The organism is Telluria sp. LT1R51-2, assembly GCF_059685775.1.
Genome location: NZ_JCASIM010000001.1, coordinates 4,022,734 through 4,047,343, shown reverse-complemented (window position 1 = coordinate 4,047,343; position 24,610 = coordinate 4,022,734). Strand labels below are relative to the sequence as shown.

The 24,610-nt window shown below is 64.5% G+C and carries 26 protein-coding genes; 15 read left to right on the top strand and 11 right to left on the bottom strand.

Translation table 11 applies throughout. The annotated features are described in order from the left end of the window. Nucleotides 1-80: 80 nt before the first annotated feature. Nucleotides 81-653: a YceI family protein gene (locus AC56LH_RS17915; RefSeq protein WP_499648260.1), complete on the bottom strand. Its 573-nt coding sequence runs from the start codon at nt 651-653 to the stop codon at nt 81-83. Next, nucleotides 650-1,198 (bottom strand): cytochrome b, encoded by a 549-nt coding sequence (locus AC56LH_RS17910; RefSeq protein WP_499648258.1) that lies wholly within the window; start codon nt 1,196-1,198, stop codon nt 650-652. The genes AC56LH_RS17915 and AC56LH_RS17910 overlap by 4 nt, the downstream gene beginning before the upstream one ends. A 148-nt stretch (nt 1,199-1,346) precedes the next feature. Here AC56LH_RS17910 and AC56LH_RS17905 point away from each other — a divergent pair, with 148 nt between their 5' ends. Continuing rightward, the gene (locus AC56LH_RS17905) at nt 1,347-3,329 is read left to right on the top strand and encodes a TOL_0244 family TonB-dependent receptor (RefSeq protein ID WP_499648256.1); all 1,983 of its coding nucleotides are present in this window, start codon (nt 1,347-1,349) and stop codon (nt 3,327-3,329) included. A gap of 72 nt (nt 3,330-3,401) precedes the next feature. Here the strand turns inward: AC56LH_RS17905 and purB are convergent, their stop codons facing one another. Next, complete coding sequence (purB, locus tag AC56LH_RS17900; protein ID WP_499581805.1) at nt 3,402-4,781, bottom strand: adenylosuccinate lyase; 1,380 nt, start codon at nt 4,779-4,781, stop codon at nt 3,402-3,404. Nucleotides 4,782-4,938: 157 nt separating this feature from the next. Here purB and AC56LH_RS17895 point away from each other — a divergent pair, with 157 nt between their 5' ends. Continuing rightward, nucleotides 4,939-5,553 carry a glutathione S-transferase N-terminal domain-containing protein gene (locus AC56LH_RS17895; protein WP_499648254.1) on the top strand — a complete coding sequence of 205 codons (615 nt, stop codon included), beginning with the start codon at nt 4,939-4,941 and terminating at the stop codon, nt 5,551-5,553. Then, the gene (locus AC56LH_RS17890; protein WP_499648252.1) at nt 5,550-6,485 is read left to right on the top strand and encodes a PfkB family carbohydrate kinase; all 936 of its coding nucleotides are present in this window, start codon (nt 5,550-5,552) and stop codon (nt 6,483-6,485) included. Before AC56LH_RS17895 ends, AC56LH_RS17890 begins: the two co-directional genes overlap by 4 nt. Nucleotides 6,486-6,541: 56 nt before the next feature. Here AC56LH_RS17890 and bfr read toward each other — a convergent pair whose 3' ends face one another. Both bfr and AC56LH_RS17880 read right to left on the bottom strand, forming a co-directional pair. Further along, the gene (gene bfr, locus AC56LH_RS17885; RefSeq protein ID WP_183556014.1) at nt 6,542-7,012 is read right to left on the bottom strand and encodes a bacterioferritin; all 471 of its coding nucleotides are present in this window, start codon (nt 7,010-7,012) and stop codon (nt 6,542-6,544) included. Nucleotides 7,013-7,263: 251 nt separating this feature from the next. Further along, nucleotides 7,264-7,473, bottom strand: a complete 210-nt coding sequence (locus tag AC56LH_RS17880; RefSeq protein ID WP_499648250.1) for a (2Fe-2S)-binding protein — start codon at nt 7,471-7,473, stop codon at nt 7,264-7,266. Nucleotides 7,474-7,721: 248 nt separating this feature from the next. On the opposite strand from AC56LH_RS17880, the gene AC56LH_RS17875 reads away from it, so the two are divergent. The 6 genes from AC56LH_RS17875 (at nt 7,722) to AC56LH_RS17850 (ending at nt 12,185) form a co-directional block, all read left to right on the top strand. Next, a complete protein-coding gene (locus tag AC56LH_RS17875; protein WP_499648248.1) occupies nt 7,722-7,976 on the top strand; it encodes a FeoA family protein in 255 nt (84 codons plus the stop codon). Nucleotides 7,977-7,980: 4 nt separating this feature from the next. After that, nucleotides 7,981-9,861 carry a ferrous iron transporter B gene (feoB, locus tag AC56LH_RS17870; RefSeq protein ID WP_499648246.1) on the top strand — a complete coding sequence of 627 codons (1,881 nt, stop codon included), beginning with the start codon at nt 7,981-7,983 and terminating at the stop codon, nt 9,859-9,861. Nucleotides 9,862-9,863: 2 nt separating this feature from the next. Further along, nucleotides 9,864-10,124 (top strand): DUF6587 family protein, encoded by a 261-nt coding sequence (locus tag AC56LH_RS17865; RefSeq protein ID WP_499648244.1) that lies wholly within the window; start codon nt 9,864-9,866, stop codon nt 10,122-10,124. Nucleotides 10,125-10,200: 76 nt separating this feature from the next. Further along, the gene (locus AC56LH_RS17860; RefSeq protein ID WP_499648243.1) at nt 10,201-10,881 is read left to right on the top strand and encodes a glutathione S-transferase; all 681 of its coding nucleotides are present in this window, start codon (nt 10,201-10,203) and stop codon (nt 10,879-10,881) included. 89 nt (nt 10,882-10,970) lie between these two features. Beyond that, the gene (locus AC56LH_RS17855; RefSeq protein WP_499648241.1) at nt 10,971-11,753 is read left to right on the top strand and encodes a 5'-3' exonuclease; all 783 of its coding nucleotides are present in this window, start codon (nt 10,971-10,973) and stop codon (nt 11,751-11,753) included. A 33-nt stretch (nt 11,754-11,786) separates the two neighbouring features. Further along, the gene (locus AC56LH_RS17850) at nt 11,787-12,185 is read left to right on the top strand and encodes a response regulator (protein WP_499648239.1); all 399 of its coding nucleotides are present in this window, start codon (nt 11,787-11,789) and stop codon (nt 12,183-12,185) included. A gap of 53 nt (nt 12,186-12,238) precedes the next feature. Here the strand turns inward: AC56LH_RS17850 and AC56LH_RS17845 are convergent, their stop codons facing one another. Next, a complete protein-coding gene (locus AC56LH_RS17845) occupies nt 12,239-12,973 on the bottom strand; it encodes a GAF domain-containing protein (protein ID WP_499648237.1) in 735 nt (244 codons plus the stop codon). Between the two features lie 166 nt (nt 12,974-13,139). On the opposite strand from AC56LH_RS17845, the gene AC56LH_RS17840 reads away from it, so the two are divergent. Then, the gene (locus AC56LH_RS17840; protein WP_499648235.1) at nt 13,140-14,918 is read left to right on the top strand and encodes a sensor domain-containing phosphodiesterase; all 1,779 of its coding nucleotides are present in this window, start codon (nt 13,140-13,142) and stop codon (nt 14,916-14,918) included. A 7-nt stretch (nt 14,919-14,925) separates the two neighbouring features. Here the strand turns inward: AC56LH_RS17840 and mnmA are convergent, their stop codons facing one another. After that, nucleotides 14,926-16,038 carry a tRNA 2-thiouridine(34) synthase MnmA gene (gene mnmA, locus AC56LH_RS17835; protein WP_499648233.1) on the bottom strand — a complete coding sequence of 371 codons (1,113 nt, stop codon included), beginning with the start codon at nt 16,036-16,038 and terminating at the stop codon, nt 14,926-14,928. A 21-nt stretch (nt 16,039-16,059) separates the two neighbouring features. Further along, nucleotides 16,060-16,542 (bottom strand): NUDIX hydrolase, encoded by a 483-nt coding sequence (locus AC56LH_RS17830; protein ID WP_258835919.1) that lies wholly within the window; start codon nt 16,540-16,542, stop codon nt 16,060-16,062. 248 nt (nt 16,543-16,790) lie between these two features. Between AC56LH_RS17830 and AC56LH_RS17825 the strand changes: the two genes are divergently transcribed. The 5 genes from AC56LH_RS17825 to AC56LH_RS17805 all read left to right on the top strand — a co-directional run bounded on the left by AC56LH_RS17825 (nt 16,791) and on the right by AC56LH_RS17805 (nt 21,245). Next, nucleotides 16,791-17,903, top strand: coding sequence for a Re/Si-specific NAD(P)(+) transhydrogenase subunit alpha (locus AC56LH_RS17825; RefSeq protein WP_499648231.1), 1,113 nt, complete (start codon nt 16,791-16,793; stop codon nt 17,901-17,903). Between the two features lie 53 nt (nt 17,904-17,956). Further along, entirely contained in the window at nt 17,957-18,277 is a 321-nt protein-coding gene (locus AC56LH_RS17820; protein WP_332533242.1) for an NAD(P) transhydrogenase subunit alpha part 2, read from the top strand. Further along, nucleotides 18,274-19,731 carry an NAD(P)(+) transhydrogenase (Re/Si-specific) subunit beta gene (locus AC56LH_RS17815; RefSeq protein WP_499648229.1) on the top strand — a complete coding sequence of 486 codons (1,458 nt, stop codon included), beginning with the start codon at nt 18,274-18,276 and terminating at the stop codon, nt 19,729-19,731. The genes AC56LH_RS17820 and AC56LH_RS17815 overlap by 4 nt, the downstream gene beginning before the upstream one ends. A 144-nt stretch (nt 19,732-19,875) precedes the next feature. After that, nucleotides 19,876-20,469: a TetR/AcrR family transcriptional regulator gene (locus tag AC56LH_RS17810; protein ID WP_499648227.1), complete on the top strand. Its 594-nt coding sequence runs from the start codon at nt 19,876-19,878 to the stop codon at nt 20,467-20,469. A gap of 89 nt (nt 20,470-20,558) precedes the next feature. After that, a complete protein-coding gene (locus tag AC56LH_RS17805; RefSeq protein ID WP_499648225.1) occupies nt 20,559-21,245 on the top strand; it encodes a type 1 glutamine amidotransferase domain-containing protein in 687 nt (228 codons plus the stop codon). A 154-nt stretch (nt 21,246-21,399) separates the two neighbouring features. Here AC56LH_RS17805 and AC56LH_RS17800 read toward each other — a convergent pair whose 3' ends face one another. From AC56LH_RS17800 to murU, 3 genes are read right to left on the bottom strand one after another with little or no spacing between them, the layout of a single operon-like run. Beyond that, nucleotides 21,400-22,548 (bottom strand): FAD-dependent monooxygenase, encoded by a 1,149-nt coding sequence (locus tag AC56LH_RS17800; RefSeq protein WP_499648224.1) that lies wholly within the window; start codon nt 22,546-22,548, stop codon nt 21,400-21,402. Further along, nucleotides 22,545-23,891, bottom strand: a complete 1,347-nt coding sequence (pepP, locus tag AC56LH_RS17795) for a Xaa-Pro aminopeptidase (protein WP_499648223.1) — start codon at nt 23,889-23,891, stop codon at nt 22,545-22,547. Before pepP ends, AC56LH_RS17800 begins: the two co-directional genes overlap by 4 nt. Continuing rightward, complete coding sequence (gene murU / locus AC56LH_RS17790) at nt 23,888-24,610, bottom strand: N-acetylmuramate alpha-1-phosphate uridylyltransferase MurU (RefSeq protein WP_499648221.1); 723 nt, start codon at nt 24,608-24,610, stop codon at nt 23,888-23,890. Before murU ends, pepP begins: the two co-directional genes overlap by 4 nt.

Here is a 24,610-nt window from a genome sequence, read left to right as displayed (position 1 = left end):
GCCCACGCGTTCAAACTGACCAGGCTTCGTTGAGCGCGTGGACGGGAAACCCGCCCACCCTATAGTGGTAGTGAAACAGCTTATTTTGCTGCAACAGCTGGTGCTGCGGTAACGCGAAACTTGATGACAACTTCATCGGCGACCATGCTTGTGTCTTTCCACTCGCCTTCGCCGATATTGAACGCCAGACGCTTGATTGGCAACTGGCCTTCGAACACGGTTTTTGCACCGGCAGCCTTGACCGTCAGCGGGAACGTGACGTTGGCGCTCTTGCCTTTCAGCGTCAGTTTGCCCGACACGGTTAGCTTGCCGGCGCCGGCCGGTGCGATGCTGGTGGAGACGAAGGTGGCTTTCGGAAACTGCGCCGAATTGAACCATTCTTTCTTGGCCACTTCCTTGTTGTACATGGCGTCGCCGATATCGAAGCTGGCCGTCGTGATCTCGACGCTGGCGCTGGCCGCCGCCGGCTTGGCGGCGTCGTAATCGATCTGCGCCGCAAACGTGCGAAACGGTGCTTCCACCGGCACGTTCATCTGCTTGAAGACAGCCGAAACACCGCTGGCTGCCAGGTCGGTCTTGAGTGGCGCGGCCTGCACGGCAGCGACGCTGCCGGCAACCAGACTGGCCAGCAGCAGAGCCTTGATGGAATTCATGTTTTTTCCTTCGGGGTAGGGATGGGAAGCATGCGCTGCATGATGCCGTCACGGTCGATGAGCAGGTGCTTGAGCGCGGCGAGCACGTGCAGCGCCACCAGGCCGGCCAGCAGCATATTGAGCCAGTAGTGCAGGCCGCGCAGTATCTCGCGCAATACGGGATCGGGGCCGATCAGCACCGGCAGCGGGAACTTGCTGAAATAGACGACCGGGTAGCCGGCCGCCAGGCTGAAGAAATAGCCGGACAGTGGCACGGCAAACATCAACACATACAGCGTCAGATGCAGGCCGTGGGCGGCGCCATGCTGCCAGCGCGGCAGTCCGGCAGGGTAGGCGGGCGGCTTGTTGAACAGGCGCCACAGCAGGCGCAGTGCAGCCAGCGCCAGGATCGTCACGCCGGCCCACTTGTGCCAGCTCATGTAGCGCAGCTTGGCCATGCTGATGCCCTGGATGTCGGTCATCACGAGGCCAAGGGTGAAGGTGCCGATGATCGCGATGGCCATCAGCCAGTGCAGCACGATTGCAGGAATCGAATAGCGGCGCATTTTTCTTATAAGTAATTAGTACGGGCTAGAACTAACTCACTATAGCAAAAAAGGCCGTTGCGGTGTTGACACGGTTTTTCACGTCCAACAAGCCACACCGGATTGCAAAAGATACACCACCGCGTTCTGCCGAATGTAATATCTGGTTATGAGCGCATTCATACCCTGCATGCCGTTTGCCGCCAGAGCGCGTGTCGCTGCTGTCTGGGTTGCTCTTGTGTGCGCCACGCCGGTCGTGGCGGCCGCACACGGTCAGACAAATTCTGTCGACCTGGCCGACCTGGCCAACCTGTCGATCGAAGAACTGGCCAACATCCAGGTAACATCGGTCTCGAAGCGCCCCGAGCGCCTGCAGGACGCATCGGCGGCGGTGTTCGTCATCACCGCTGACGACATCCGCAGCTCCGGCGCCGATTCGCTGCCCGAGGTATTGCGTCTGGCCCCCAATCTGCACGTGGCGCGCATCAATGGTTATGCCTACTCGATCAGCGCGCGCGGGATGAACAGCGGGCCGAGCGTCCTGTCCAACAAGATCCTGGTGCTGATCGACGGCCGCTCGGTCTATACGCCGCTGTTTTCGGGCGTGTTCTGGGATGCGCAGGACGTGCTGCTCGAAGACATCGCGCGCATCGAGGTGGTCAGCGGGCCGGGCGGCGTGATGTGGGGCCTGAACGCCGTCAGTGGCGTCATCAACATCAGCACGCGCTCGGCCCGCGACACACAGGGCGGCATGGTGGCGGTGCATGGGGCCAGCGACGGCGCGGCCGGCGCCGCATTTCGCCAGGGTGGCACGAGCGACGGCGGCGTGGCCTGGCGCGCGTATGGCAAGGTAACGCGGCGCAGCGACAGCGAGCGCGTTGGCGACGGGCGCATCGACGACGGTCAGCGGCGCGCGCTGGTGGGCATGCGCGCCGACTGGGACCAGGGCGACGATGCCTTCTCGGTCATCGGCAATGTCAATCGCGGGCGCCTCGGTCAGCCGGCGCCGGGCGAACTGGCCACGCCGGTCGGCCCGTCCACATTTGGCCGCGTGCGCTCGGATGGCGCCAACCTGCTGGCGCGCTGGCAGCGCACGCTTGACGCAGGCGCCAGCGTGTCGCTGCAAGCTTATCTGGATCACACGGTGCGCGAATCGCCGCCGTTGTTTGCCGAGCGCCTGACGACTGCCGACGTGCAGTTCCAGCACACGCTGGCCACGCAAGGCCGCCACAACCTGATGTGGGGCGCCAACTACCGCAGCACGCGTGACCGGGTCACCAACAGCCCCTGGGTCGCGTTCCTGCCCGCGCGCACCCTGCTGCGCTGGGGCAGCGTGTTCGTGCAGGACGACATCTTTCTGAACGACGACTGGCGCCTGACGCTGGGCGGGCGCGTCGAATACAACCATTACACCGGCATCGAATGGCTGCCGAGCGCGCGCCTGTCATGGCGCCTCTCGCCCCAGCATGCGTTGTGGGCGTCGGCCGCGCGCACGGTGCGCTCGCCGGCGCGGCTGGATGTCGATGCCTTTGTACCGGGCCAGCCGCCGTTCATCCTGCGCGGCGGGCCGCACGTGCGCAGCGAAGTGGCGCGCGTGCTCGAGCTGGGCTACCGCGGCCAGCCGGCGGCGGGGCTGTCGTACACGGTCGTGCTGTACCACCACGACTACGACCACCTGCGCGGGCAGCAGATCGATCCCACTTTCAGCTATGCCGAGTTTGCCAGTCTGCTGGAAGGCAGCGCCAGCGGCATCGAAACATGGGGCAACTGGCAGGCACTGCCGCGCTGGCGCCTGTCGGCCGGCTGGACGGCGCTGCATCAGCGCCTGCGCCTCAAGCCGGGCGGCAATGACGTGATGGGCGTGGCCGCGGCGCGCCGCGATCCGTCGCATACGCTGCAACTGCGGTCGCACTACACCATCGACGATGCACGCGAGATCGATGTCACGCTGCGCCGGACCGGTGAGATGCCCGCGTCACGCATCGCGTCGGCGACGGCGCTCGATGCACGCTTCGGCTGGCGCTTGCGGCCGGGCCTGACCTTGTCGGTGTATGGCGAGAATCTGAATGGCGGGCACGCGGAATTCGGCTCGACCACCTATTGGGCAGAGTTCGAGCGACGTGTCGGGGTGAAGGTCAGGTGGGATTACTGACGCGCCGGAGCCGGCGCATCATGAATGCAGATGCATGCACGATGCCGCCGTGTAGCGGCATCGCGCTTGACATCAGATCTCTGCCGCCAGCTTGGCGGCCAACCCGATGTAGTTTGCCGGCGTCATCGCCAGCATCAGGTCTTTCGCTTCCTGCGGCACGGCCAGCGTCCCGATGAATTCACGCAGTGCGTCGCGGGTGATGCCCTTGCCGCGCGTGAGTTCCTTGAGCTGCTCGTACGGGTTCTCGATGCCATAGCGGCGCATCACGGTCTGCACCGGCTCGGCCAGCACTTCCCAGTTCGCGTCCAGGTCCTGCTCAAGGCGCGCTGCGTTCACTTCCAGCTTGTTCAGGCCGCGCAGGCAGCTGTCGTAGGCGAGCAGCGTGTAGCCGAAGCCCACGCCGATATTGCGCAGCACCGTCGAATCGGTCAGGTCGCGCTGCATGCGCGAGACCGGCAGCTTGTCGGCCATGTGGCGCAGCAGCGCGTTGGCCAGGCCCAGGTTGCCTTCCGAGTTTTCGAAGTCGATCGGGTTGACCTTGTGCGGCATGGTCGACGAACCGATTTCGCCGGCCTTCAGCTTCTGCTTGAAGTAGCCCAGCGAAACGTAGGTCCAGATGTCGCGGTTCAGGTCGAGCAGGATCGTGTTGGCGCGCGCGAAGGCGTCGAACATCTCGGCCATGTAGTCGTGCGGTTCGATCTGGATCGTGTACGGGTTGAAGCTCAAACCCAGACGCGTCTCGATCACGTCCTTCGAGAATGCCGGCCAGTCGAAGCCCGGATAGGCCGACAGGTGCGCGTTGTAATTGCCGACCGCACCGTTCATCTTGCCCAGAATTTCAACGTCGGCGATGCGCTTGATCGCGCGCTGCAGGCGGGCGACGACGTTGGCCATCTCCTTGCCCAGCGTGGTCGGGCTGGCCGTCTGGCCGTGGGTGCGCGACAGCATCGGCAGCGCCGCATTGGTGTGCGCGATCTCGGTCAGCTTGGCGATGATCGCCTGCAGTGCCGGCAGCATCACGCCATCGCGCGCCGCTTTGAGCATCATGCCGTGCGACGTGTTGTTGATGTCTTCCGAGGTGCAGGCGAAGTGGATGAATTCGCTGGCCGCGACCAGTTCCGGCACGTCTTTCACCTGCTCCTTGAGCCAGTACTCGACCGCCTTGACGTCATGGTTGGTGACCGCTTCGATTTCCTTGATGCGGGCCGCGTCCTTCTCACCGAAGTTGGCGGCCATACCGTCGAGGTGAGCGATCGCTTCGTTCGAGAATGGCTTGATCTCGGCGAAGCCGGCCTGCGACAGCGCCTGCAGCCACGCAATTTCCACCTTCACGCGGTGGTGCATGAAACCCGTTTCCGACAGGATCGGACGCAGCTTGTCGGTTTTGGTGGCATAACGGCCATCGAGCGGGGACAGGGCCGACAGGGTCGGCGACAGAGCAGTAGAGGTCATGGCGGGCGTGTCGGTCAAAAACGCGGATTTTACCACTGGCCGGCCATCCACCTCTTGCCAATGCTGCGATGTTGCAGCGCACCGCAGCGGCGGCGCTGCAGGTTTTGCGGCTGGGCCCGATGCTATACTGAAGGCCAATTTCCACTTGCGTACATCCATGAAACTCATCGGTTCCATTGCCAGCCCCTACGTGCGCAAGGTGCGCGTCGTGCTGGCCGAGAAAAAGCTCGACTGCGCCTTCATTCTCGAAGACGTCTGGTCGGCCGACACCACCATCGCGCAGACCAACCCGCTGGGCAAGGTGCCGTGCCTGCTGATGGATGACGGCAGCGCCCTGTACGATTCGCGCGTGATCGCCGAATACCTCGATACGCTCACGCCGGTCTGCAAGCTGCTGCCGCCGAACGGGCGCGAACGGGCCGAGGTCAAGGTCTGGGAAGCGCTGGCCGATGGCGTGCTCGATGCGGCCGTGCTGGTGCGCCTTGAAAAAACGCTGCGGCCAGAAGCGCAGCAAAGTCCCGAATGGATCGCCCGCCAGATGGGCAAGGTGACTACCGGCCTGCGCGTGATGTCCGAGCGCCTGGGCGAGGGCGCCTTCTGCCGCAGCAACCAGTACACGCTGGCCGACGTCGCCGTGGGCTGCGCGCTGGGCTGGCTCGCGTTCCGCTTCCCCGAGATCGACTGGCGCGGCGACTACCCGAACCTGGCGCGCCTGTTCGACAAACTGTCCGAGCGCCAGTCGTTCAAGGACACCGTGCCGGTCGTCGCATGATGGCCAGCCACGCGCCGGCCACCGTCGTCTTTGGCGAAGCACTGGTCGACGACTTCAACAACGAGCAGATCGTCGGCGGTGCGCCGTTCAATGTGGCGCGCCACCTGTCCGCTTTCATGGCGCCGTGCCTGGCGATCACGCGCATCGGCGACGATCGCAGCGGCCAGCTGGTGCGCGCCGAATTCGAACGCTTTGCGATGAGCGATGCCGGGCTGCAGGTCGATCCGATCGAAGAGACCGGCCGGGTGCTGGTCGCGCGCGGCCCGCGCGGCCACCGCTTCACGATCCTGCCGCACCAGGCCTACGACTTCATCGACGCGGCCACGGCCGGCGCTGCGCTGGCGAAGGTGCAGCCGGCCATGGTCTATTTCGGCATGCTGGCCCAGCGCAACCTGCAATCGCGCGCCGCCCTGACGGCGGTGCTGGCGGCAAGCAGCGCGCCACGCTTTCTCGACCTGAACCTGCGCGACGGCCAGTACGACGAACGCAGCGTAACCCGTTCGCTCGAGGCAGCCAATATCGTCAAGGTCAATGAAGAAGAGTTGCAGGCGCTGTTCGGCTGGCACTTCCAGATCCAGCCGGATGCTCCGGCGCTGGCGGCGGACGAAGTGCGCGCGTCGTGCCAGGCCTTGCTGAAAATGTTTGCGCTCGACGCGCTGATCGTCACGCTCGGCCACCGCGGTTCGGTGTACTTCGGCAGCGACGGCAGCGTGGTCACGCATCACGACACGCCGGCGCCGCCGTTCGTCATCGACACGGTAGGTGCGGGCGACGCCTTTTCGGCCATCTTCCTGCTTGGTAAAGCGCGCGGCTGGGCGCTGGACGTGACGCTCGCGCGCGCGAACGAATTCGCCGGTGCCATCTGCGCGATGCCGGGAGCGGTGCCAAAGGATATGGGGTTTTACGACAAGTGGATGACGCGCTGGCGCTGAGGATGCGCTAGCGCCTGAAGCGCCGGACTCCCGGGCGGGAGTCCGGCCGGCAAAGCTTACTCGCCGATCTGGGTCTGCAGGTAGTTCTGGATACCGATCTTGACGATCAGGTCCAGCTGCGTCTCCAACCATTCGATGTGCTCTTCGGTGTCTTCGAGAATCATCAACAGCAGGTCGCGCGACACGTAATCGGCCGCCGCTTCGCAGGCGCCGATGCCTTCCTTGACCGTCACGTGCGCGGCACGTTCGAGTTTCAGGTCGCATTCGAGCGTTTCCTGCGTCGACTCGCCGATCATCAGCTTGTGCAGCGCCTGCAGATTCGGCAGCGCGTCGAGCATCAGGATGCGTTCGATCAGCTTGTCGGCGTGCTTCATTTCGCCGATCGATTCGTCGTATTCCTTCTTCGCCAGCTTGTCCAGGCCCCAGTGGCGATACATGCGCGCGTGCAGGAAGTACTGGTTGATCGCGGTCAGCTCGTTGGTCAGCTGTGCGTTCAGCAGACGGATGACGTTTGGATCGCCTTTCATGGGGTGCCCTCGGTAATGTGTTGAATGACCTCCATGATAGCAAACAGCGCGCCATTAAAACGCTAGAAATTGCGCGAAAACGGGTGAAAAAGCGCATTAAATAACGCGAAATGTACCATTTCTGCGCGTAATAGCAACCGTTCTCAGTTCACTGTGCGAACGGTTCTCACTACCCGGTCAACGCATCGCAATTGACGAAAAAAAGCCCCGCACAGATTGCGAGGCCAGCAGTACTTGCAAGCAAAGAAGGCTCAGGCAGCCTGCGGCAGGCGGCGTACTTCGGTGACGGTGGTCTTGCTGTCGATATGCTCATGGAGCACCTGGCGTGCATAGCTGACGCAGGTGCCGCACATGGTGCCGACGCCCAGTTCCTTGCGCAGTTCGGCAATCGACGAGATGCCCAGTTCGGCGGCCTGGCGGATTTCACGGTCGGAGATGTTATTGCAGACACAGACGATCATTGAGGCAACCCTTTTGAAACAACCATTGCAGTTTAGTCTATAAAATGCGAATCATTCTCATTTGCGTTGCTATTTTCTGTAAACTCGACCGTGAACGCAAGCGAAATTTTCGGTTGAAGCACACTTTTTTTGAACTTGACCGTCTGGCAATGACAAGCTGCAAATAGAAATAATTCCTATTTAGGTTTATGATACCGGGATCGTTCCAGTCGCTGTCTCATACGCGCCACAATTTTTCGGAAGCCGCCATGACCCACGCCGCATTGCCAACCCTCGACTCGCTCAAGACGGGCCAGAGTGCCACCGTTGTCCATCTTGCGTCCGGTGCGCAGGAGGGCGGCATCGACGTCCAGCGCCGCCTGATGGAGCTGGGCTTCGTGCCGGGCGAGCGCATTCGCGTGCTCAAGCGCGTACTGGGCGGGCCGCTGGCCGTCAAGGTCGGCGAATCCACCTTTGCGCTGCGCCGCTTCGAAGCCGCCCTCGTCTCGATCCAGGCGGACTAGTCGCATGGGAGTCATGGAATCGCACGTCGCGTCACGCACGCCAATGGTCGCACTGCTGGGCAATCCCAACTGCGGCAAGACCGCGCTCTTCAACCGCCTGACCGGCGCGCGCCAGAAGGTCGCGAACTATGCCGGCGTCACGATCGAACGCAAGGAAGGCAGCTTCACGTCGCCTGCCGGGCGCGCGTTTCGCGTGCTCGACCTGCCGGGCGCCTACAGCCTGAATGCGCAGACGCCCGACGAAGGCATCACGCGCGACGTGGTGGCCGGCCTGCGCGCCGGTGAAGTCCCGCCCGACGCCATCCTGTGCGTCGTCAACGCCACCAACCTGCGTCTGAACCTGCGCCTGGTGCTCGAGCTGCGCCGTCTCGGCCTGCCGATGGTGCTGGCGCTGAACATGGTCGATGTGGCCAAAAAGCGCGGCATCGAGATCGACACCGCCAAGCTCTCGCAAGAGCTGGGCATGCCGGTCGTCGAGACGGTCGCGATCCAGTCCGGCGGCGAAAAGGCCTTGCTGGCCCAGCTCGACGCCATGCCGTTCGGCGTGCCAGTAACGCCCAAGCCGCTGTCGGCGATCGATGAAGTGTCGGTCGAAGATACCCAGCGCGAAGTGCGCCGCATCCTGGCTGCTGCCGTCTCATCGGCGAAGGACACCGGCAACCTGAGTGAAAAGATCGACGGCGTCGTGCTGCACCCGGTCGCCGGTCCGATCATCCTGGCGCTGTTGATGTTCGTGATTTTCCAGGCCGTGTTCAGCTGGGGCGACGCACCGATCGAACTGATCGAAGCGGGCATGGGCGCCTTTGGCCAGATGGTCGGTTCATGGATCGGCGAAGGCATGCTGCACAGCCTCATCGTCGACGGCATCATCGCCGGCGTGGGCAGTGTGCTCGTGTTCCTGCCGCAGATTCTGATCCTGTTCTTCTTCATCCTGTTGTTAGAGGACGTGGGCTACCTGCCACGCGCGGCGTTCCTGCTCGACCGCATCATGGGCAGCGTGGGCCTGTCGGGCCGCTCGTTCCTGCCGCTGCTGTCGTCGTTTGCCTGTGCCATCCCGGGCGTGATGGCCGCGCGCACGATCCAGAATCCGCGCGACCGCCTGGTGACGATCATGATCGCGCCCTTGATGACGTGTTCGGCGCGCTTGCCGGTGTATGCGCTGCTGATCGCCGCGTTCATCCCGGACCGCGTCGTGGGCGGCTTCATGAACCTGCAGGGCATCGTGCTGTTCGTGCTGTACCTGGCCGGCATCCTGTCGGCAATGGCGGTGGCCTGGTTCATGAAGCGCCGCAACGGCTACAAGCAGCATGCGCTGATGCTCGAACTGCCGGCCTATCACTGGCCGCATCCGCGCGGTCTGGCTTCGGGCCTGCTCGAACGCGCCAAGATCTTCCTGATGCGCGTCGGTACGCTGATCCTGGCCATGATGATCCTGCTCTGGCTGTTCTCCAGCTTCCCGGGCGCACCGGAAGGCGCGACCCATCCGCCGATCTATTACAGTGTGGCGGGCATGATCGGCCGCGCACTCGAAGTCGTGCTGGCCCCGATCGGCTTCAACTGGCAGATCGCCATTGCGCTGGTGCCGGGCATGGCCGCGCGCGAAGTAGCGGTCGGCGCGCTGGGCACCGTGTACGCGCTGTCGGGCGGCGATGAAGTGGGCAATACGCTGGCGCCGCTGGTCGCCCAATCGTGGTCGCTGGCCACCGGCCTCTCGCTGCTGGCCTGGTATGTCTATGCGCCGCACTGCCTGCCGACGCTGGCGACCGTGGCGCGCGAAACGGGCAGCCGCAAATACGCCTGGATCATGGCCGGCTACATGTTCGCGCTGGCCTACGTGGCGGCGTTCATCGTCTACCGCGTCACGCTGGCCATCACCGGAGTCTGACCATGCAAGAACTGACCGTCATCGTCATCGTTGCCATCGCCGCGCTGTACCTGGGCGCGAAGTACCTGCCGGCCCCGCTGCGCGCGCGCGCGGTGCTGCTGCTGACCAAGGGCGGGCGCCAGTCGGCGCTGGCGCGCTGGCTGGATACCAGCAGCGGCGGCGCCTGCGGTGGCGGCAGCTGCGGCAGCTGCGCCCCGAAAGCCGCGGCGCCGGCGCCGCAGGGCGCGGGCAAGCACCGCGTCATCAAGCTGCACCAGCGTTAGCGCTAGCCCTAGCGGGCTGCAGGTGCATGGCCAACGGTGCTAAGCTGGCCGCCATCTCCACTTTCCTGTCCACGCCATGATCGTCGTCCACCACCTGAACAATTCGCGCTCGCAGCGCATCCTCTGGCTGCTCGAAGAACTCGGACTCGAATACGAGATCAAGCGCTACGAGCGCGATCCCAAGACGATGCTGGCACCGCCCGAACTCAAGGCCGTGCACCCGCTGGGCAAGTCGCCCGTGATCACCGATGGCGACCTCGTGGTGGCCGAGTCGGGCGCCATCGTCGAATACCTCACTGCGCGCGCATCCGACACGGATGCCCCGCGCCTGGTGCCCGCCGCCCGCACGCCGGCGCGCCTGCGCTACACACACTTCCTGCACTTTGCCGAAGGCTCGATGATGTCGCCGCTGCTGCTCAAGCTCGTGTTCGACAAGGTCGAAAGCACGCCGATGCCGTTCTTTGCCAAGCCGATCGCGCGCGGCATCGCGCACAAGGTGAAGGGCACCTTCGTGCTGCCGCAGATTGCGCTGCAGCTGGGTTACCTCGAAGCCGAACTGGGCAAGCACCCGTGGTTCGCCGGCGAAGAGTTCAGCGCCGCCGACATCCAGATGAGCTTTCCGCTCGAAGCAGCTGCCTCGCGCGGCGGGCTCGACGCCAAGTATCCGAACCTGACCGATTTCCTGGCCCGCATCCATGCGCGCCCGGCGTATCGCCGCGCGCTCGAGCGCGGTGGCGAGTACGCGTACGCGAAGTAGGGCCAGTTGCCACCACGGTCGCCACCTTCCCGCGACCGTGCAACCGGTTTATGATGGGCGCCGTCCACGTCTCTTCATGACCACACCCCATGCCCAACCCGGCAAAGCTGCTCGCGATCGACGGCCTGAACATCGTGCGCCGCGTCTACGAAGCCAGCCCCGAGCCCGATTCCGACCTGAAGGCCAGCATCGCGCTGCGCCATGCGTTCTCGTCGTTTCGCAACGTGCTCGAGGCGCATGCGCCAACGCACGTGCTGGCTGCTTTTGATTATGGCGGCCCGACCTGGCGCCATGCGCTGTATCCACGCTATCGCGAGGGCAGGGCGGCGATGCCATCCGAGCTGCGCGCGGCGCTGCCCGAATTTCACGACCGCCTGCGCGCGGCCGGCGTACATGTGCTGATGGTGCCCGAGGTCGAAGCCGACGATGTGATCGCCACCGGCGTGATGCGCTGGCTGTCCGAAGGCCGCGGCGAAGCGGTCGTGGCCACCACCGACAAGGACCTGCATCCTTTGATCGCGCACGGCGCGCTGGTGTGGGATCATTTCAAGAACGAGTGGCACGACGACGCCTGGGTGCGTGCGCGCTTTGGCGTGGCGCCCGAGCAACTGCACGACCTGCTGGCGCTGATGGGCGACCCGACCGACGGCGTGCCGGGCGTGTCGAAGATCGGCATGAAGACAGCGGCGCGGCTGCTGGGTGCGTATGGCAATCTCGAGGCCGTGATGGCCGGCGCCGGCATTCTCAAGACGCCACTTGGCGAGAGACTGCGCGCCGAGCGTGAGATACTGGAGATGTCACGCTGCCTGGTGTCGCTGAAACTGGACGTGCGTCTGGGCGTGACATGGAAGACACTGGCGTACGAAGGCTGATTTTTTCAGCGCACTGACAAGGAATGTGAAGCTATGCTCAAGGCGGTCATCGTGGATGCAAATGCAGTCTCGCGCGCAACGCTCGGCACTGTCCTGGCCGACGGCAGTTACGACGTGGTCGGCGCCACGCACACCAGTGCGCTGGGGTTGGCGCTGGCAGTCAAGCACCATCCGCACGTGATCTGCATCGCGCGCGAACAGGTCGAGGACGGCAGCGACGTGGTCGAGCAACTGCGCGCGGCGCTGCCCAAGACGCTCGTGTTCCTGGTCTCGGGCACGCTCGACGCCCCGGCAGTCCAGAGCGCGCTCGCGCGGGGTGTGCATGGTTTCATCGTCAAGCCGTTCAAGGCCGACACCGTGCTCAAGACGATCCGCAATACCGTCATTGCCTTCGTCAAACAGCAGCAGCAGGCGCCGGCCAAGCCTGGCTGAGCACTGATCACCAGCATGATAGCAGGGCGCCTGGCCGCCCGTGTGTAAAAGGACTACGCGCGCCGCTGCACTTCGTCCGACGCGAGCACGGCCAGTTCACGCAGCGCGCGCATCTCACGCCCGCGCAGGCGGCGTGGCTCGGTATCGAGCACGCACAGCGACCCCAGCGTGAGCCCCTCCGCAGTGCGTACCGGATAGCCGGCATAGAAGCGGATGAACGGCGCGCCGATGACCATCGGGTTATCGGCAAAGCGCGGGTCGGTGCTGGCATCCTCGACCACGAAAGGCTCATCCTGCATCAGCACGTGAGTGCAAAAGGCCATTGAACGCATGGTCTCGCGGTTTTCCACGCCGACACGCGATTTGCACCACTGGCGCTCGGCCGACAACAGGCCGATCAGGGCCATCGGGCAACCCGTCGCGTGGCTGGCAAGCCACGTCAGGCGATCGAATGCGGCGTCATCTTCCGAATCCATCAGGCCGCTTTGGGCAAGCGCTGCCAGCCGCTGTGCTTCATTGGCCGGGACCGGATAGCCAGGCGCCGTCGCCGGCAGGAACTCGGCAGCCATTGGCGCACCAGCTGCCGTGTTGACGTCCTTTGCTGCGACGCGCTCGCGCACCAGACGCATGACGGCACTGTAACGCACCCGGCGATGGCCGCCAGGGGTCTTCCAGGCCGGCAGATCGCCGCTCTCCATCCAGACCTGCGCCGTACTGACAGCAACACCGAGCAACTGCGCTGCTTCACGCGTTGTCAGTATCCGATCGTTAAATTCATGTGTTTTCATGATGTCGTTCGTGTAATTCGCTGCTTTTATTTTACACGAGGCAACTAAAAATGACGAATACAACGATTCGTTTGAAAATAGTGATTGACCTTAAGTTTGTTATTAGCAACAATAGATTCTTGTTCGTCATATTCGTCATATTTACACGCGCTTGCGTGCCGCTGCCATGAATTCTCCGCTCTCTCAACCGCACTGTGCGTCGCCTCAGTACGAGACTGCCCGTCTCGATGCCTTGCGTCGCCTGGAGCTGCTCGACAGCCCGCCAAGCGAGGCGTTTGATCGCATCACGCGCATGGCGGCGCAATTGTTCGGTTTGCCGATCGCTGCAGTCTCGCTGACCGACTCCAACCGCCAATGGTTCAAGTCGAAGGTCGGCATTACCCACGATACGATTCCGCGGATGAAAGCGCCGTGCGCCATGGTGGCCGACGAGCGCGCAGTACTGGTCGTGCCCGATTTGCTGGAAGACCCGTATTTCCGCGACAGCCCGCTGGCGGACGGCGGGATTCGCTTTTATGCCGGCGCGCCGCTCACGACCAGCGAGGGCTTCTGCCTGGGCGCGATGTGCGTGCTCGGTACCGAACCACGCCAGGTCAGCATGGCCGAGCGCCAGGCGCTGACAGACCTGGCGACCATGGTGATGGCGCAGATCGAACTGCAGCATGCGTTCGGGCGCGTCGATCCGGTCAGCGGCCTGCCGAACCGCAACCAGTTCATTATCGACTTCAACGACCTGGAACTGCATGAGCCGAATGGCGAGGTGCGCATCGCCGCCCTGATCAGCCTGGCCAGCCCGCAGGAACTGAGCGATGCCCAGCGCGTGATGGGGTCGAGCTATCTCGACGACATGGTGCGTGAAACGGTGCCGCAGCTGCGCCTGGGCGGCGCCGGCAAGATCTACCATGTTGGCAGCACGCAGTTCGCGTTCTTCGCGCCGCGCGGCCTGTCGATCGAGCCGTTCTGCGAGCAGATGCAGTCGTGGCTCGATGCGCGCGCTAGCTATGGTCAGGCGCGCCTGATCACGACGACGACGGTGGGCATTGCGCCGTTCACGGTCGGCCAGACCGAGGGCCTGGACCTGCTGCGCAATATGCACAGCGCCGCGCACGACGCGCTGGCGGCCGAACGCTGCGTGCGCGTGTTCTCGTCGCACCACGACGCAATCCTGCAGCGCCGCTTCTGGCTGGTGACCGAATTCGGCGCCGCGCTCGCGAGCGAGGACGAACTGCATCTGGTGTACCAGCCGAAGGTCAGCCTGCGCGACGGTGCCTGCGTCGGCGTCGAGGCGCTGCTGCGCTGGAACCATCCGACGGCCGGCGCGATCTCGCCCGGCGAATTCATGCCGGTGATCGAGACGACGTCACTGGCGCGCGCCACCACTGAATGGGTCTTGCGCGCGGCGCTGCGCCAGATGGTCGCGTGGCGCCGGGACGGTCTGGCACTGCAGGTGGCAGTCAATGTCTCGGCCGTGAACCTGGAAGAGCCGGATTTCTGCGATCGCGTGCTGATGGAATTGCAGCACCACGGCCTGGCGCCATCGTGCCTGGTGATCGAGCTGACCGAGAGTGCGCTGATGCGCAATCCAAAGGTCGCGCAGGCCACGCTCGAACGCCTCGGGCGCGCTGGCGTGCAACTGGCGATCGACGATTTCGGCACCGGCTACAGCAGCCTGTCGTACCTGCAAAGCCTGCCGGCGAACGTGGTCAAGATCGACCAGAGCTTCATGCGCAACCTGGTGCAGGACGATCGCTGCCGCGCGCTGGTGGGCACGATGATCAAGCTGTCGCACGACCTCGGTCACAAGGTCGTGGCCGAAGGCGTCGAAACGGTGGAAGTGGAAGATTTCCTGCGCCTGGCCGGCTGCGACGAGGTCCAGGGTTACCTGCACGCGCGGCCGCTGGCGCCCGCCGTGCTGGTGGAGTGGCTGGCGGCGCGCCAGCGTTGATGTGTCGTCAGGCGGCGCTTGAGCGCACGTCGATGATGCCGCCGCCCAGGCACACGTCGCCGTCGTACAGCACAGCCGACTGGCCCGGCGTGACTGCCCACTGGGCTTCATCGAAGTCGAGCGCGAAGCGTGCGTCGCCATCGGCCAGCACGCGGCAGGCCATGTCGGCCTGGCGGTAGCGGGTCTTGGCCGACAGCGCGCCGGCCGCCGGTGCGCGGCCGGCGATCCAGCTGGCCTGGCCGGCTTCGAGCCGGTCCGACAGCAGCCATGGATGGTCGTGGCCCTGCACGATGTAGAGCGTGTTGGCCTCGATGTCCTTGCGCGCCACGAACCATGGCTCGCTGATGCCGTCAGCGGTCTTGCGTGACTTCAGGCCCCCGATGCCGATCCCCTTGCGCTGGCCCAGCGTGTAGAACGACAGGCCGACGTGCTCGCCCACCTGCGTGCCGTCGTCGAGCCGGATCGGACCCGGCTTGTAGGCCAGGTAGCGGTTCAAGAAGTCGCGGAACGGACGCTCGCCGATGAAGCAGATACCGGTCGAATCCTTCTTGGCCGCGTTGGGCAGCTGGAGTTTTTCGGCGATCTTGCGCACCTCGGTTTTCGGGATTTCGCCCAGCGGGAACAGCGACTTGGACAACTGCGCCTGGCTCAGGCGATGCAGAAAATAACTCTGGTCCTTGGTGGCGTCGAAGGCCTTGAGCAGCTCGAAGCTGCCGCTGGCCGTGTTTTCGCGCACGCGCGCATAGTGACCGGTGGCGATCAGGTCGGCGCCCAGCTTCATCGCATGGTCGAGAAAGGCCTTGAACTTGATTTCGGCGTTGCACAGCACGTCCGGGTTCGGGGTGCGGCCGGCCTGGTATTCGCGCAGGAACTCGGCGAACACGCGGTCCTTGTATTCGGCGGCGAAGTTGACCGCCTCGATGTCCACACCGACCACGTCGGCCACGCTGGCCGCGTCGATCCAGTCCTGGCGCGTCGAGCAGTATTCGGAATCGTCGTCGTCTTCCCAGTTTTTCATGAACAGGCCGACCACGTCGTAGCCTTGTTCCTTGAGCATCCAGGCCGCGACCGAGGAGTCGACTCCGCCCGACATCCCGATCACGACTTTTTTCTTGCGCATGTTACGTCCGTAGTGAATTCTTCAGATCCCGCCTTCGAAGACCGAAGGGTGGGTGTGCAGCAGCGAGAGCGGCGTGCTCTGGCCGGCCAGGTAATCGTCCACGCAGCGCAGCACGATCGGGCTGCGGTGGCGGTCGACGGTGGCGGCGATTTCGTCGCGCGTCATCCACATGGTGCGCAGGATGCCTTCGTCGAGTGGCTGGTCGAACTGGCGCCCGACGCTGCCGGCAAAGGTAAAACGCAGGTAGGTGACGTCGGCATTGCGCGACTTCGAGTGGTAGCGCGACATGTACATGCCCACCAGCGAGCGCGGGATGAACTCGTGCGCCGTTTCTTCGAGCGCTTCGCGCACCACCGCCTGTTCCAGCGATTCGTGCGGGTCGAGATGGCCGGCGGGCTGGTTCAGCTTGATACCTTCGCTCGTCTCTTCTTCGATCAGCAGGAACCGGCCCTCGTGCTCGATGATCGCTGCCACGGTAACCGATGGTTTGAAGATATCGCTCATGCCTGTCCTTGAAAATGAGCCGGTATTCTACCTTGACAAGGCCCGTGTTTGCTCAGCCGGTCGCTTCCTGCAACGTTGGCATGTGGTTAATCGGGCTTGATCTGTCGCAAAAACAACCATCATGGCCTGGTGCGCCCTGCACCGCGTCTACCAGGGATCAAATCGGCCACGCAAATTTAATATTTGAACAATCACTGTAAAGACGTGATAGATTTGCTGGCGCGGCAGTTCAACGAATGGAGGGATCCATGAGAATTGGTATTCCGGCCGAAACCCGGCCGGGCGAAACCCGTGTTGCAGCCACCCCCGAGACCGTGAAAAAGCTGGCCGCGCGCCATGAGGTCATGGTGCAGGCTGGCGCCGGCCTGCATGCGGCGGCGCCGGATGCCGCGTTCGAAGCCGCCGGCGCCGTCATCGTCGATGCCCCTGGCGCCTTCGGCGCCGACCTGGTGCTCAAGGTGCGCAGTCCCGCCGCCGGCGAACTGGCGATGATGCGCCGCGATGCGGTGCTGGTCGGGATGCTCGATCCCTTCGATGGTGAGAATCTCGCTGCGCTGACCGCCGCTGGCATCACCGCCTTTGCCCTGGAAGCCGCGCTACGCATCACGCGTGCGCAGTCGCTCGACGTGCTGTCGTCGCAGGCGAACATCGCCGGTTACAAGGCCATCCTGCTGGCCGCCAATACCTACGGGCGCTTCATGCCGATGCTGATGACGGCGGCCGGCACCGTCAAGGCCGCGCGCGTACTGATCATGGGCGTGGGCGTGGCCGGCCTGCAGGCAGTCGCCACCGCCAAGCGGCTGGGCGCCGTGATCGAAGCATCCGACGTGCGCCCGCCAGTGAAAGAGCAGGTGGAGTCGCTGGGCGCAAAATTCATCGACGTGCCGTATGAAACCGACGAAGAGCGCGAGATCGCGGCCGGCAGCGGTGGCTATGCGCGCGCAATGCCGGCCGACTGGATGCGGCGCCAGGCGCAGCTCGTGCATGAGCGCGCGAAGCTGGCCGACATCATCATTACCACGGCCCTGATTCCGGGCCGGCGCGCGCCGGTGCTGATCGGCGAAGACACGGTGCGGGCCATGAAGCCGGGATCCGTGATCGTCGACATGGCCGTGGCGCAGGGGGGCAACTGCGTCCTGAGCGAGATCGGCGCCACTGTCCTCAAGCACGGCGTGCATATCATCGGCGAACCCGATCTGGCCACGCTGGTGCCGGCCGATGCCTCGGCCCTGTATGCGCGCAACGTGCTCGATTTTCTCAAGCTGGTGATCGACGCCGACGACCATTTCCATATCGACCGCGACGACGAGATCGTGCGCGCGACCCTGATGTGCAGCGCCGGAGAACTGCTGCGCAAGTAAGACGTTGGCAAATAAGACGTTGGCATCGTTGACAAGAACGGACTGGAGACACCATGGACATCAGCCACACCGTCATCAACCTGATCATCTTCGTGCTGGCGATCTACGTCGGCTACCACGTGGTCTGGACCGTTACCCCGGCGCTGCACACGCCCCTGATGGCGGTCACCAACGCGATCTCGGCCATCGTCATCGTCGGCGCCATGCTGGCCGCGGGCCTGACCGAAGGCTTGACGGGGCGCGTGGCCGGCACGCTGGCCGTCGCCCTGGCGGCCGTAAACGTGTTCGGTGGCTTCCTGGTCACGCAGCGCATGCTGGAGATGTTCCGCAAGAAGGCGCCCAAGGCAGCGCCCAAGCAGGAGGACGCGGCATGAACGCCATCAGCATGAATCTGGTCACGCTGTTCTATCTGGTGGCCTCGGTGTGCTTCATCCAGGCGCTCAAGGGCTTGTCGTCGCCATCGACGGCGCGCCTGGGCAATACATTCGGGATGGCCGGCATGGCGATCGCGGTGCTCACCACCATCGCGCTGATGCTCAAGCTGCAGGAACGGCTGCAGCAGGGCGGGGGACTGGGATTTGCGCTGGTGCTGCTGGGCGTGGTCGTGGGCGGCGCGATCGGCGCGACCGCCGCGAAAAAAGTCGAGATGACCAAGATGCCGGAGCTGGTCGCGGCGATGCACTCGCTGATCGGGCTGGCCGCTGTCTGCATCGCGATCGCGGCGGTGGCCGAGCCGTGGGCCTTCAACATCACGACGCGGGGCGCGCCGCTGCCGTTCGGGAACCGGCTCGAACTGTTCATCGGCACGTTTGTCGGGGCGGTGACGTTTTCGGGCTCGGTGATCGCATTCGGCAAGCTGTCGGGCAAGTACAAGTTCCGCTTGTTCCAGGGTGCGCCGGTGCGCTTTGCGGGCCAGCATATCCTGAATCTGTTGGTCGCCATCGCGATTGTTGCGCTGGGGCTGGTCTTCTGCTTCGCCGACGGTCTTGAGCCTGCATGGGGCGCGTTCATCGTGATGGCGGGGCTGGCGTTCGTGCTGGGCGTCTTGATCATCATCCCGATCGGCGGGGCTGACATGCCGGTGGTGGTCTCGATGCTCAACTCGTACTCGGGCTGGGCAGCGGCGGGCATCGGCTTCTCGCTGAACAACGCGATGCTGATCATCGCCGGCTCGCTGGTCGGCTCGAGCGGCGCGATCCTGTCGTACATCATGTGCAAGGCGATGAACCGCTCGTTCTTCAATGTGCTGCTGGGCGGCTTTGGCGGCGAAGCGGTGGCCGATGCCGGCGGTACCAAGGAGCAGCGACCCGTCAAATCCGGCTCGGCCGAAGACGCCGCGTTCATCCTGCAGAATGCCGAGTCGGTGATCATCGTCCCCGGCTACGGCCTGGCCGTGGCGCGCGCGCAGCACACGGTCAAGGAACTGGTCGACAAGCTGACGGCGCACGGCGTGACGGTGCGCTACGCGATCCACCCGGTGGCCGGGCGCATGCCGGGCCACATGAACGTGCTGCTGGCGGAAGCCGAAGTACCGTACGACCAGGTGGCCGAAATGGAAGACATCAACGGTGAATTCGGCCAGACCGACGTGGTGCTGGTCCTGGGCGCCAACGACGTGGTGAACCCGGCCGCGAAAGACCCGAAATCGGCGATTGCCGGTATGCCGATCCTGGAAGCCTACCGGGCCAAAAGCATCATCGTCAACAAACGCTCGATGGCCTCTGGCTACGCCGGCCTGGACAACGACCTGTTCTACCAACCCAACACGATGATGGTCTTCGGCGACGCCAAAAAAGTCATCGAAGCGATGGTCAAAGCAGTCGACTAAGCAATAGCCCAACAATTAGGGTCAGAGTCGAATTATTGGCTAATAGCCGTGCGGAATCTTGGTCAGCCAGCCTCGCGATCCGCTTGAGCACAGTTCTAGACGACTGGTCTAATTTTGCTGTATAGTGGGTTCATGGCAAAAGCAATGACCTCTGAATCGTCTGGCGTTCGCGACACTATCCTCGACGTTGGGCAGCGCATCATGGCCGGTAAAGGGTTCTCGGCGGTAGGGCTGAACGAGATCCTGGTCTCGGCTGGTGTGCCGAAGGGATCGTTTTACCATTACTTCGGTTCGAAAGATGCCTTTGGCGAAGCGCTGCTGGCCAGGTATTTCGAGGCGTATCTGGCAGAGATGGACGTCACACTGCGCAGCGCGGATGCGACCATGGCCAGCAAATTGCTGACCTACTTCGGGCAATGGCGCACGAACCAGTCGTTTGACGATTGCCAGGGCAAATGCCTGGCCGTCAAGCTGGGCGCGGAAGTGGTCGATCTGTCCGAGCCAATGCGTTTGACGCTCAAGCAAGGTACTGCCGGCATCGTCGCCCGTTTGGCCGAGGCCATTGAAGGCGGTATCGCCGACGGTTCGCTGAATGTGGAGGGCGAAGCAGGGCAGGTGGCGCAGAGCCTGTATCAGCTCTGGCTGGGCGCCAGCCTCATGGCCAAGATCGCGCGCGATGCGGTGGCGTTTGATGCGGCGCTGGCAACCACGCGGCGCCTGTTGCAATTGCCCGAATAACATGAATATCGAACGCTTCACACGAAGCGTTTTTTTGACACACAATCTAGACGACTGGTCTATTAACATCAACAACAAGGAGCCACACCATGAACATCCTGATCGTACTGACTTCGCACGACACACTGGGCAACACCGGCCGCAAGACCGGCTTCTGGCTCGAAGAGCTGGCCGCCCCGTATTACGCGCTGAAGGAAGCCGGCGCCAACATCGTGCTGGCCTCGCCTGCCGGCGGCCAGCCGCCACTCGACCCGAAGAGTGATGACGAATCGGCCCAGACCGATGACACCCGCCGCTTCAAGGCCGATGCCGCTGCGAACGCGCAACTGGCCGCGACCGTACGTCTCGACACCGTCTCGCAGGCTGACTTCGACGCCGTGTTCTACCCGGGCGGCCACGGCCCGCTGTGGGACCTGGCCGAAGACCGCAACTCGATCGCGCTGATCGAGTCGTTCATCGCCGCGAACAAGCCGGTGGCGCTGGTGTGCCACGCACCGGGCGTGCTGCGCCACGTGAAGAATACCGACGGCACGCCACTCGTGCAGGGCAAGCGCGTCACGGGCTTTACCAACACCGAAGAAGCGGCTGTCGAACTGACGGACATCGTGCCGTTCCTGGTGGAAGACGAGCTCAAGGCAAAAGGCGGCAACTATTCGCGCACCGATGATTGGGGTTCGTATGTGGTCACCGATGGCTTGCTGATCACCGGTCAGAATCCGGGTTCGTCGGCGGCCACCGCCACCAAGCTGCTGGAAGCGCTGTCGCGTTCGCATTGATTCAGTTGAACGCGTGGATGACGTAGCCGTCCGCGCTACGCTACTGACATGGCGGCCGCCAATAAATTGCCGTTGGCAATGTATTGGCGGCCATTTAACAAAACGTTGTCAAACAATTCGACTCTGACCCCAATTGTTGGGTAATTGCTCCGGGTTAGCGGCGGCCGAACATCATCAGGTCGGCCAGCAGCGTGCGGGCGGGGCGGGTCAGGTCGAGGGCGGCCAGGCCCAGGCCGAGCAGCGGTTGCAGCGGACCGGGGATGGTGAAGGCGCGGGCCATCGTGTCGGTCAGGCCGATGGTCGTGCGGCGGTCGCCTGCGCGGTCTTCTGTGAAGCGGGCGATTGCCTCTGGGTCCGTCCCGCGCGCCAGCTGGCGTGCCAGCACGGCAGCGTCGCGCAGGCCCAGGTTCAGGCCCTGGCCGGCCACCGGGTGCAGCGTTTGCGCGGCATTGCCGATGGCGACCGTGCGCGCCGTGGCGCGCGCTTCGGCGTTCAGGCCAAGCGGGAACGCGCTGCGCGGCGATACTTTCGTGAAGGCGCCCAGACGGGCGCCGAAGGCCTCGCCCAGCTGCGCCAGAAAACGCGCGTCGTCCAGTGCCAGGATCGCTTGTGCGCGCTCCGGACGCATGCACCAGACCAGCGCGTACCCGTGGCCATCAAGGCCGTCTTCGGGCAGCAGCGCCAGCGGGCCTTCGTCGGTGAAGCGTTCGAACGCGCGGTGCGCGATCGGCAGCGCCGTCGTCACGCGCGCGATGACGGCACTCTGTTCGTAGTCGCGGCTGCGGGCGCGCTGGTCCTGCGCGCCAAACAGGCCGCCTTCGGCCTGCACCGCCACCCGTGCACGCACCGTGCTGCCGTCGTCCAGGTGCAGCAGCGCTGCATCCGTCTGTTCATCGAGCGACGCCACGCGCGCCGGGCGCAGCGTCAAGACGCCGGCCTGCTCGCCCACCTTCGCCAGCGCATCGACGACGGCGCCGTAGCGCGTCACGTAGCCCAGCGCCGGCACGTCGTGGTCTTCGCGCTGCATCAGGCTGCGGCCCAACTGGCCGCGGCGCGAGACGTGGATCTCGTGGATCGGCGTGGCGGCCAGCGGCCACGCGCCGACCTCCTGCAGCAGTTGCGCGCTGCCCCACGACAGCGCGATCGAGCGCGGATCTGTAATCGCCTGGCCCAGCGACTTGCCGTCGATGAGCGCGATGCGCGCACCGGCAATGCCGCGCCGGACCAGGAAGCCTGCCAGTGCCAGGCCCACCGGGCCTGCGCCGCAGATCGCCACATCGACGTCGTAAGTTTGGTTCGTCATCGCGCTGCCTTCATCCATGCTTCAATCTCCGCCACGTCTTTCGGTACGCCGTCCGTCAGGATGCGCGCGCCCATCCCGGTGACGACGACGTCATCCTCGATCCGGATGCCGATGTTCCAGTATTCTTCGGGCACGCCGTCGGCCGGCCGCACATACATGCCCGGCTCCACCGTCAGCGCCATGCCCGGCTGCAGCGCGCGCGATGGCTTGTCGGGCAGCGCCAGATCGCGGTACACGCCCACATCGTGCACGTCCATCCCGAGCCAGTGACCGGTGCCGTGCATGTAGAACTGGGCGAAGGCGCGTGTGTCGATCGCGTCGTCGACCGAGCCGACCTTGCGTTTGTCGAGCAGGCCCAGGTCGAGCATGCCTTCGGTCAGCACCCGCACCGCCGCCTCGTGGATGCCGCTGTACGGTTGCCCGGGCCGGATGGCCGCCAGTGCTGCGGCCTGGGCGTGCAGGACCAGTTCGTACAGTGTGCGCTGCGGCGCCGTGAAGCGGCCATTGGCCGGATAGGTGCGCGTGATGTCGCCCGCGTAGCCATCGACTTCGCAGCCGGCGTCGATCAGTACCAGTTCGCCGTCCAGAATGCGGCGGTCGTTGGCAATGTAGTGCAGCACGCAGGCATTCGGGCCCGAGGCGACGATGGACGAATACGCCGGCGCCTGCGCGCCGTTGCGGCGAAACTCGTGCAGCAGCTCGGCCTCGATCTCGTACTCGATCATGCCGGGCCGCGTGGCGCGCATCGCGCGCGCATGCGCCGCAGCCGAGATGGCCCCAGCGCGCGCCATCAGGTCCACTTCGTGCGCGTCCTTCAACAGCCGCATCTCGTCCAGCAGTGCTGGCAGGTGATGCGTCGTTGCCGGCGCCGTCACGCCCGTGCGGCCCAGCGCGCGCACGCCCTTCAGCCAGCCGGTGATCTGCGCATCGAGTGCTGCGCTGTGGCCCGGCGTGTAGTACAGCGCCGGTGCATTCGACAGGATGCCGACCATGCGCGCATCGAGTTCGTCGACCGGATACGCCTCGTCGAACCCGAATGCCGTACGCGCCGCATCGGGCCCGTAGCGAAAGCCGTCCCAGATTTCATGGTCGGGGTCTTTCGCGCGGCAGAACAGGATCGCGCGGGCAGCGCGCCCACCCAGCGCTGCCACCAGCACGAGGACGCTGTCCGGCTCGGCGAATCCGCTCAGGTAATAAAAGTAGCTGTCATGCCGGTACGGGTACGGGCTGTCGCCATTGCGCATGACCTCGGGCGCCGTGCCGAGCACCGCCACTGCGCCCGGCTGCATCTGCGCCAGCACGCGCGCGCGCCGATCCGCATGCGCGGCGCCGGCCGGCATCATGGCACCGACTTGGCCGGCCGCAGCGGCGCATTCAGTTCTTCGAGCTGGCCGACGGTGCCGACATTGACCCACTGGCCGTGATACACCTCGCCGCCGATGCGACCCTGTTCGATGTACTGGCGCATCAGGGGCCCGAACTTGACGAACTCGCCCGCGCGGATGCCATCGAACATCTCGGGCCGGTACACGCCGATGCCGGCGAAATTGAACTTGGTCTCACCCTCGTTACGCAGCGTGTACATGTCGAGCGCGAAGTCGCCTTCCGGGTTGTGCCATGGGTTTGGCGTGAGCCACAGCCAGGCGATGTCGCGCTGGTCGACCGCATAGACCTGGCCCACCGCATCTTTGTCCTTGAGCGCGTCGAGCGCCTCGGTAAAGTCGAAGTAGGGCGCATAGATGTCGCCCGACACGGCCAGGAAGGGTTCGTCGCCCAGCAGGTGCAGCGCATTGGCCACGCCGCCGGCCGTCTCGAGCGGGCTCGGTTCGTGCGAATAGACGATGCGCGCGCCGTAGCGGCTGCCGTCGCCCAGCTCGGCCTCGATCATGTGACCCAGGTGCGAGTGGTTGATGACGATGTCGACGATCCCGGCGCGCACCAGGTTCAGCACGTGCCAGGTGATCAGGGGCCGGCCGCGCACCTTGAGCAGGGGCTTCGGGCAGGTGTCGGTCAGTGGCCGCATGCGCTCGCCGCGGCCGGCGGCAAAAATCATCGCTTTCAT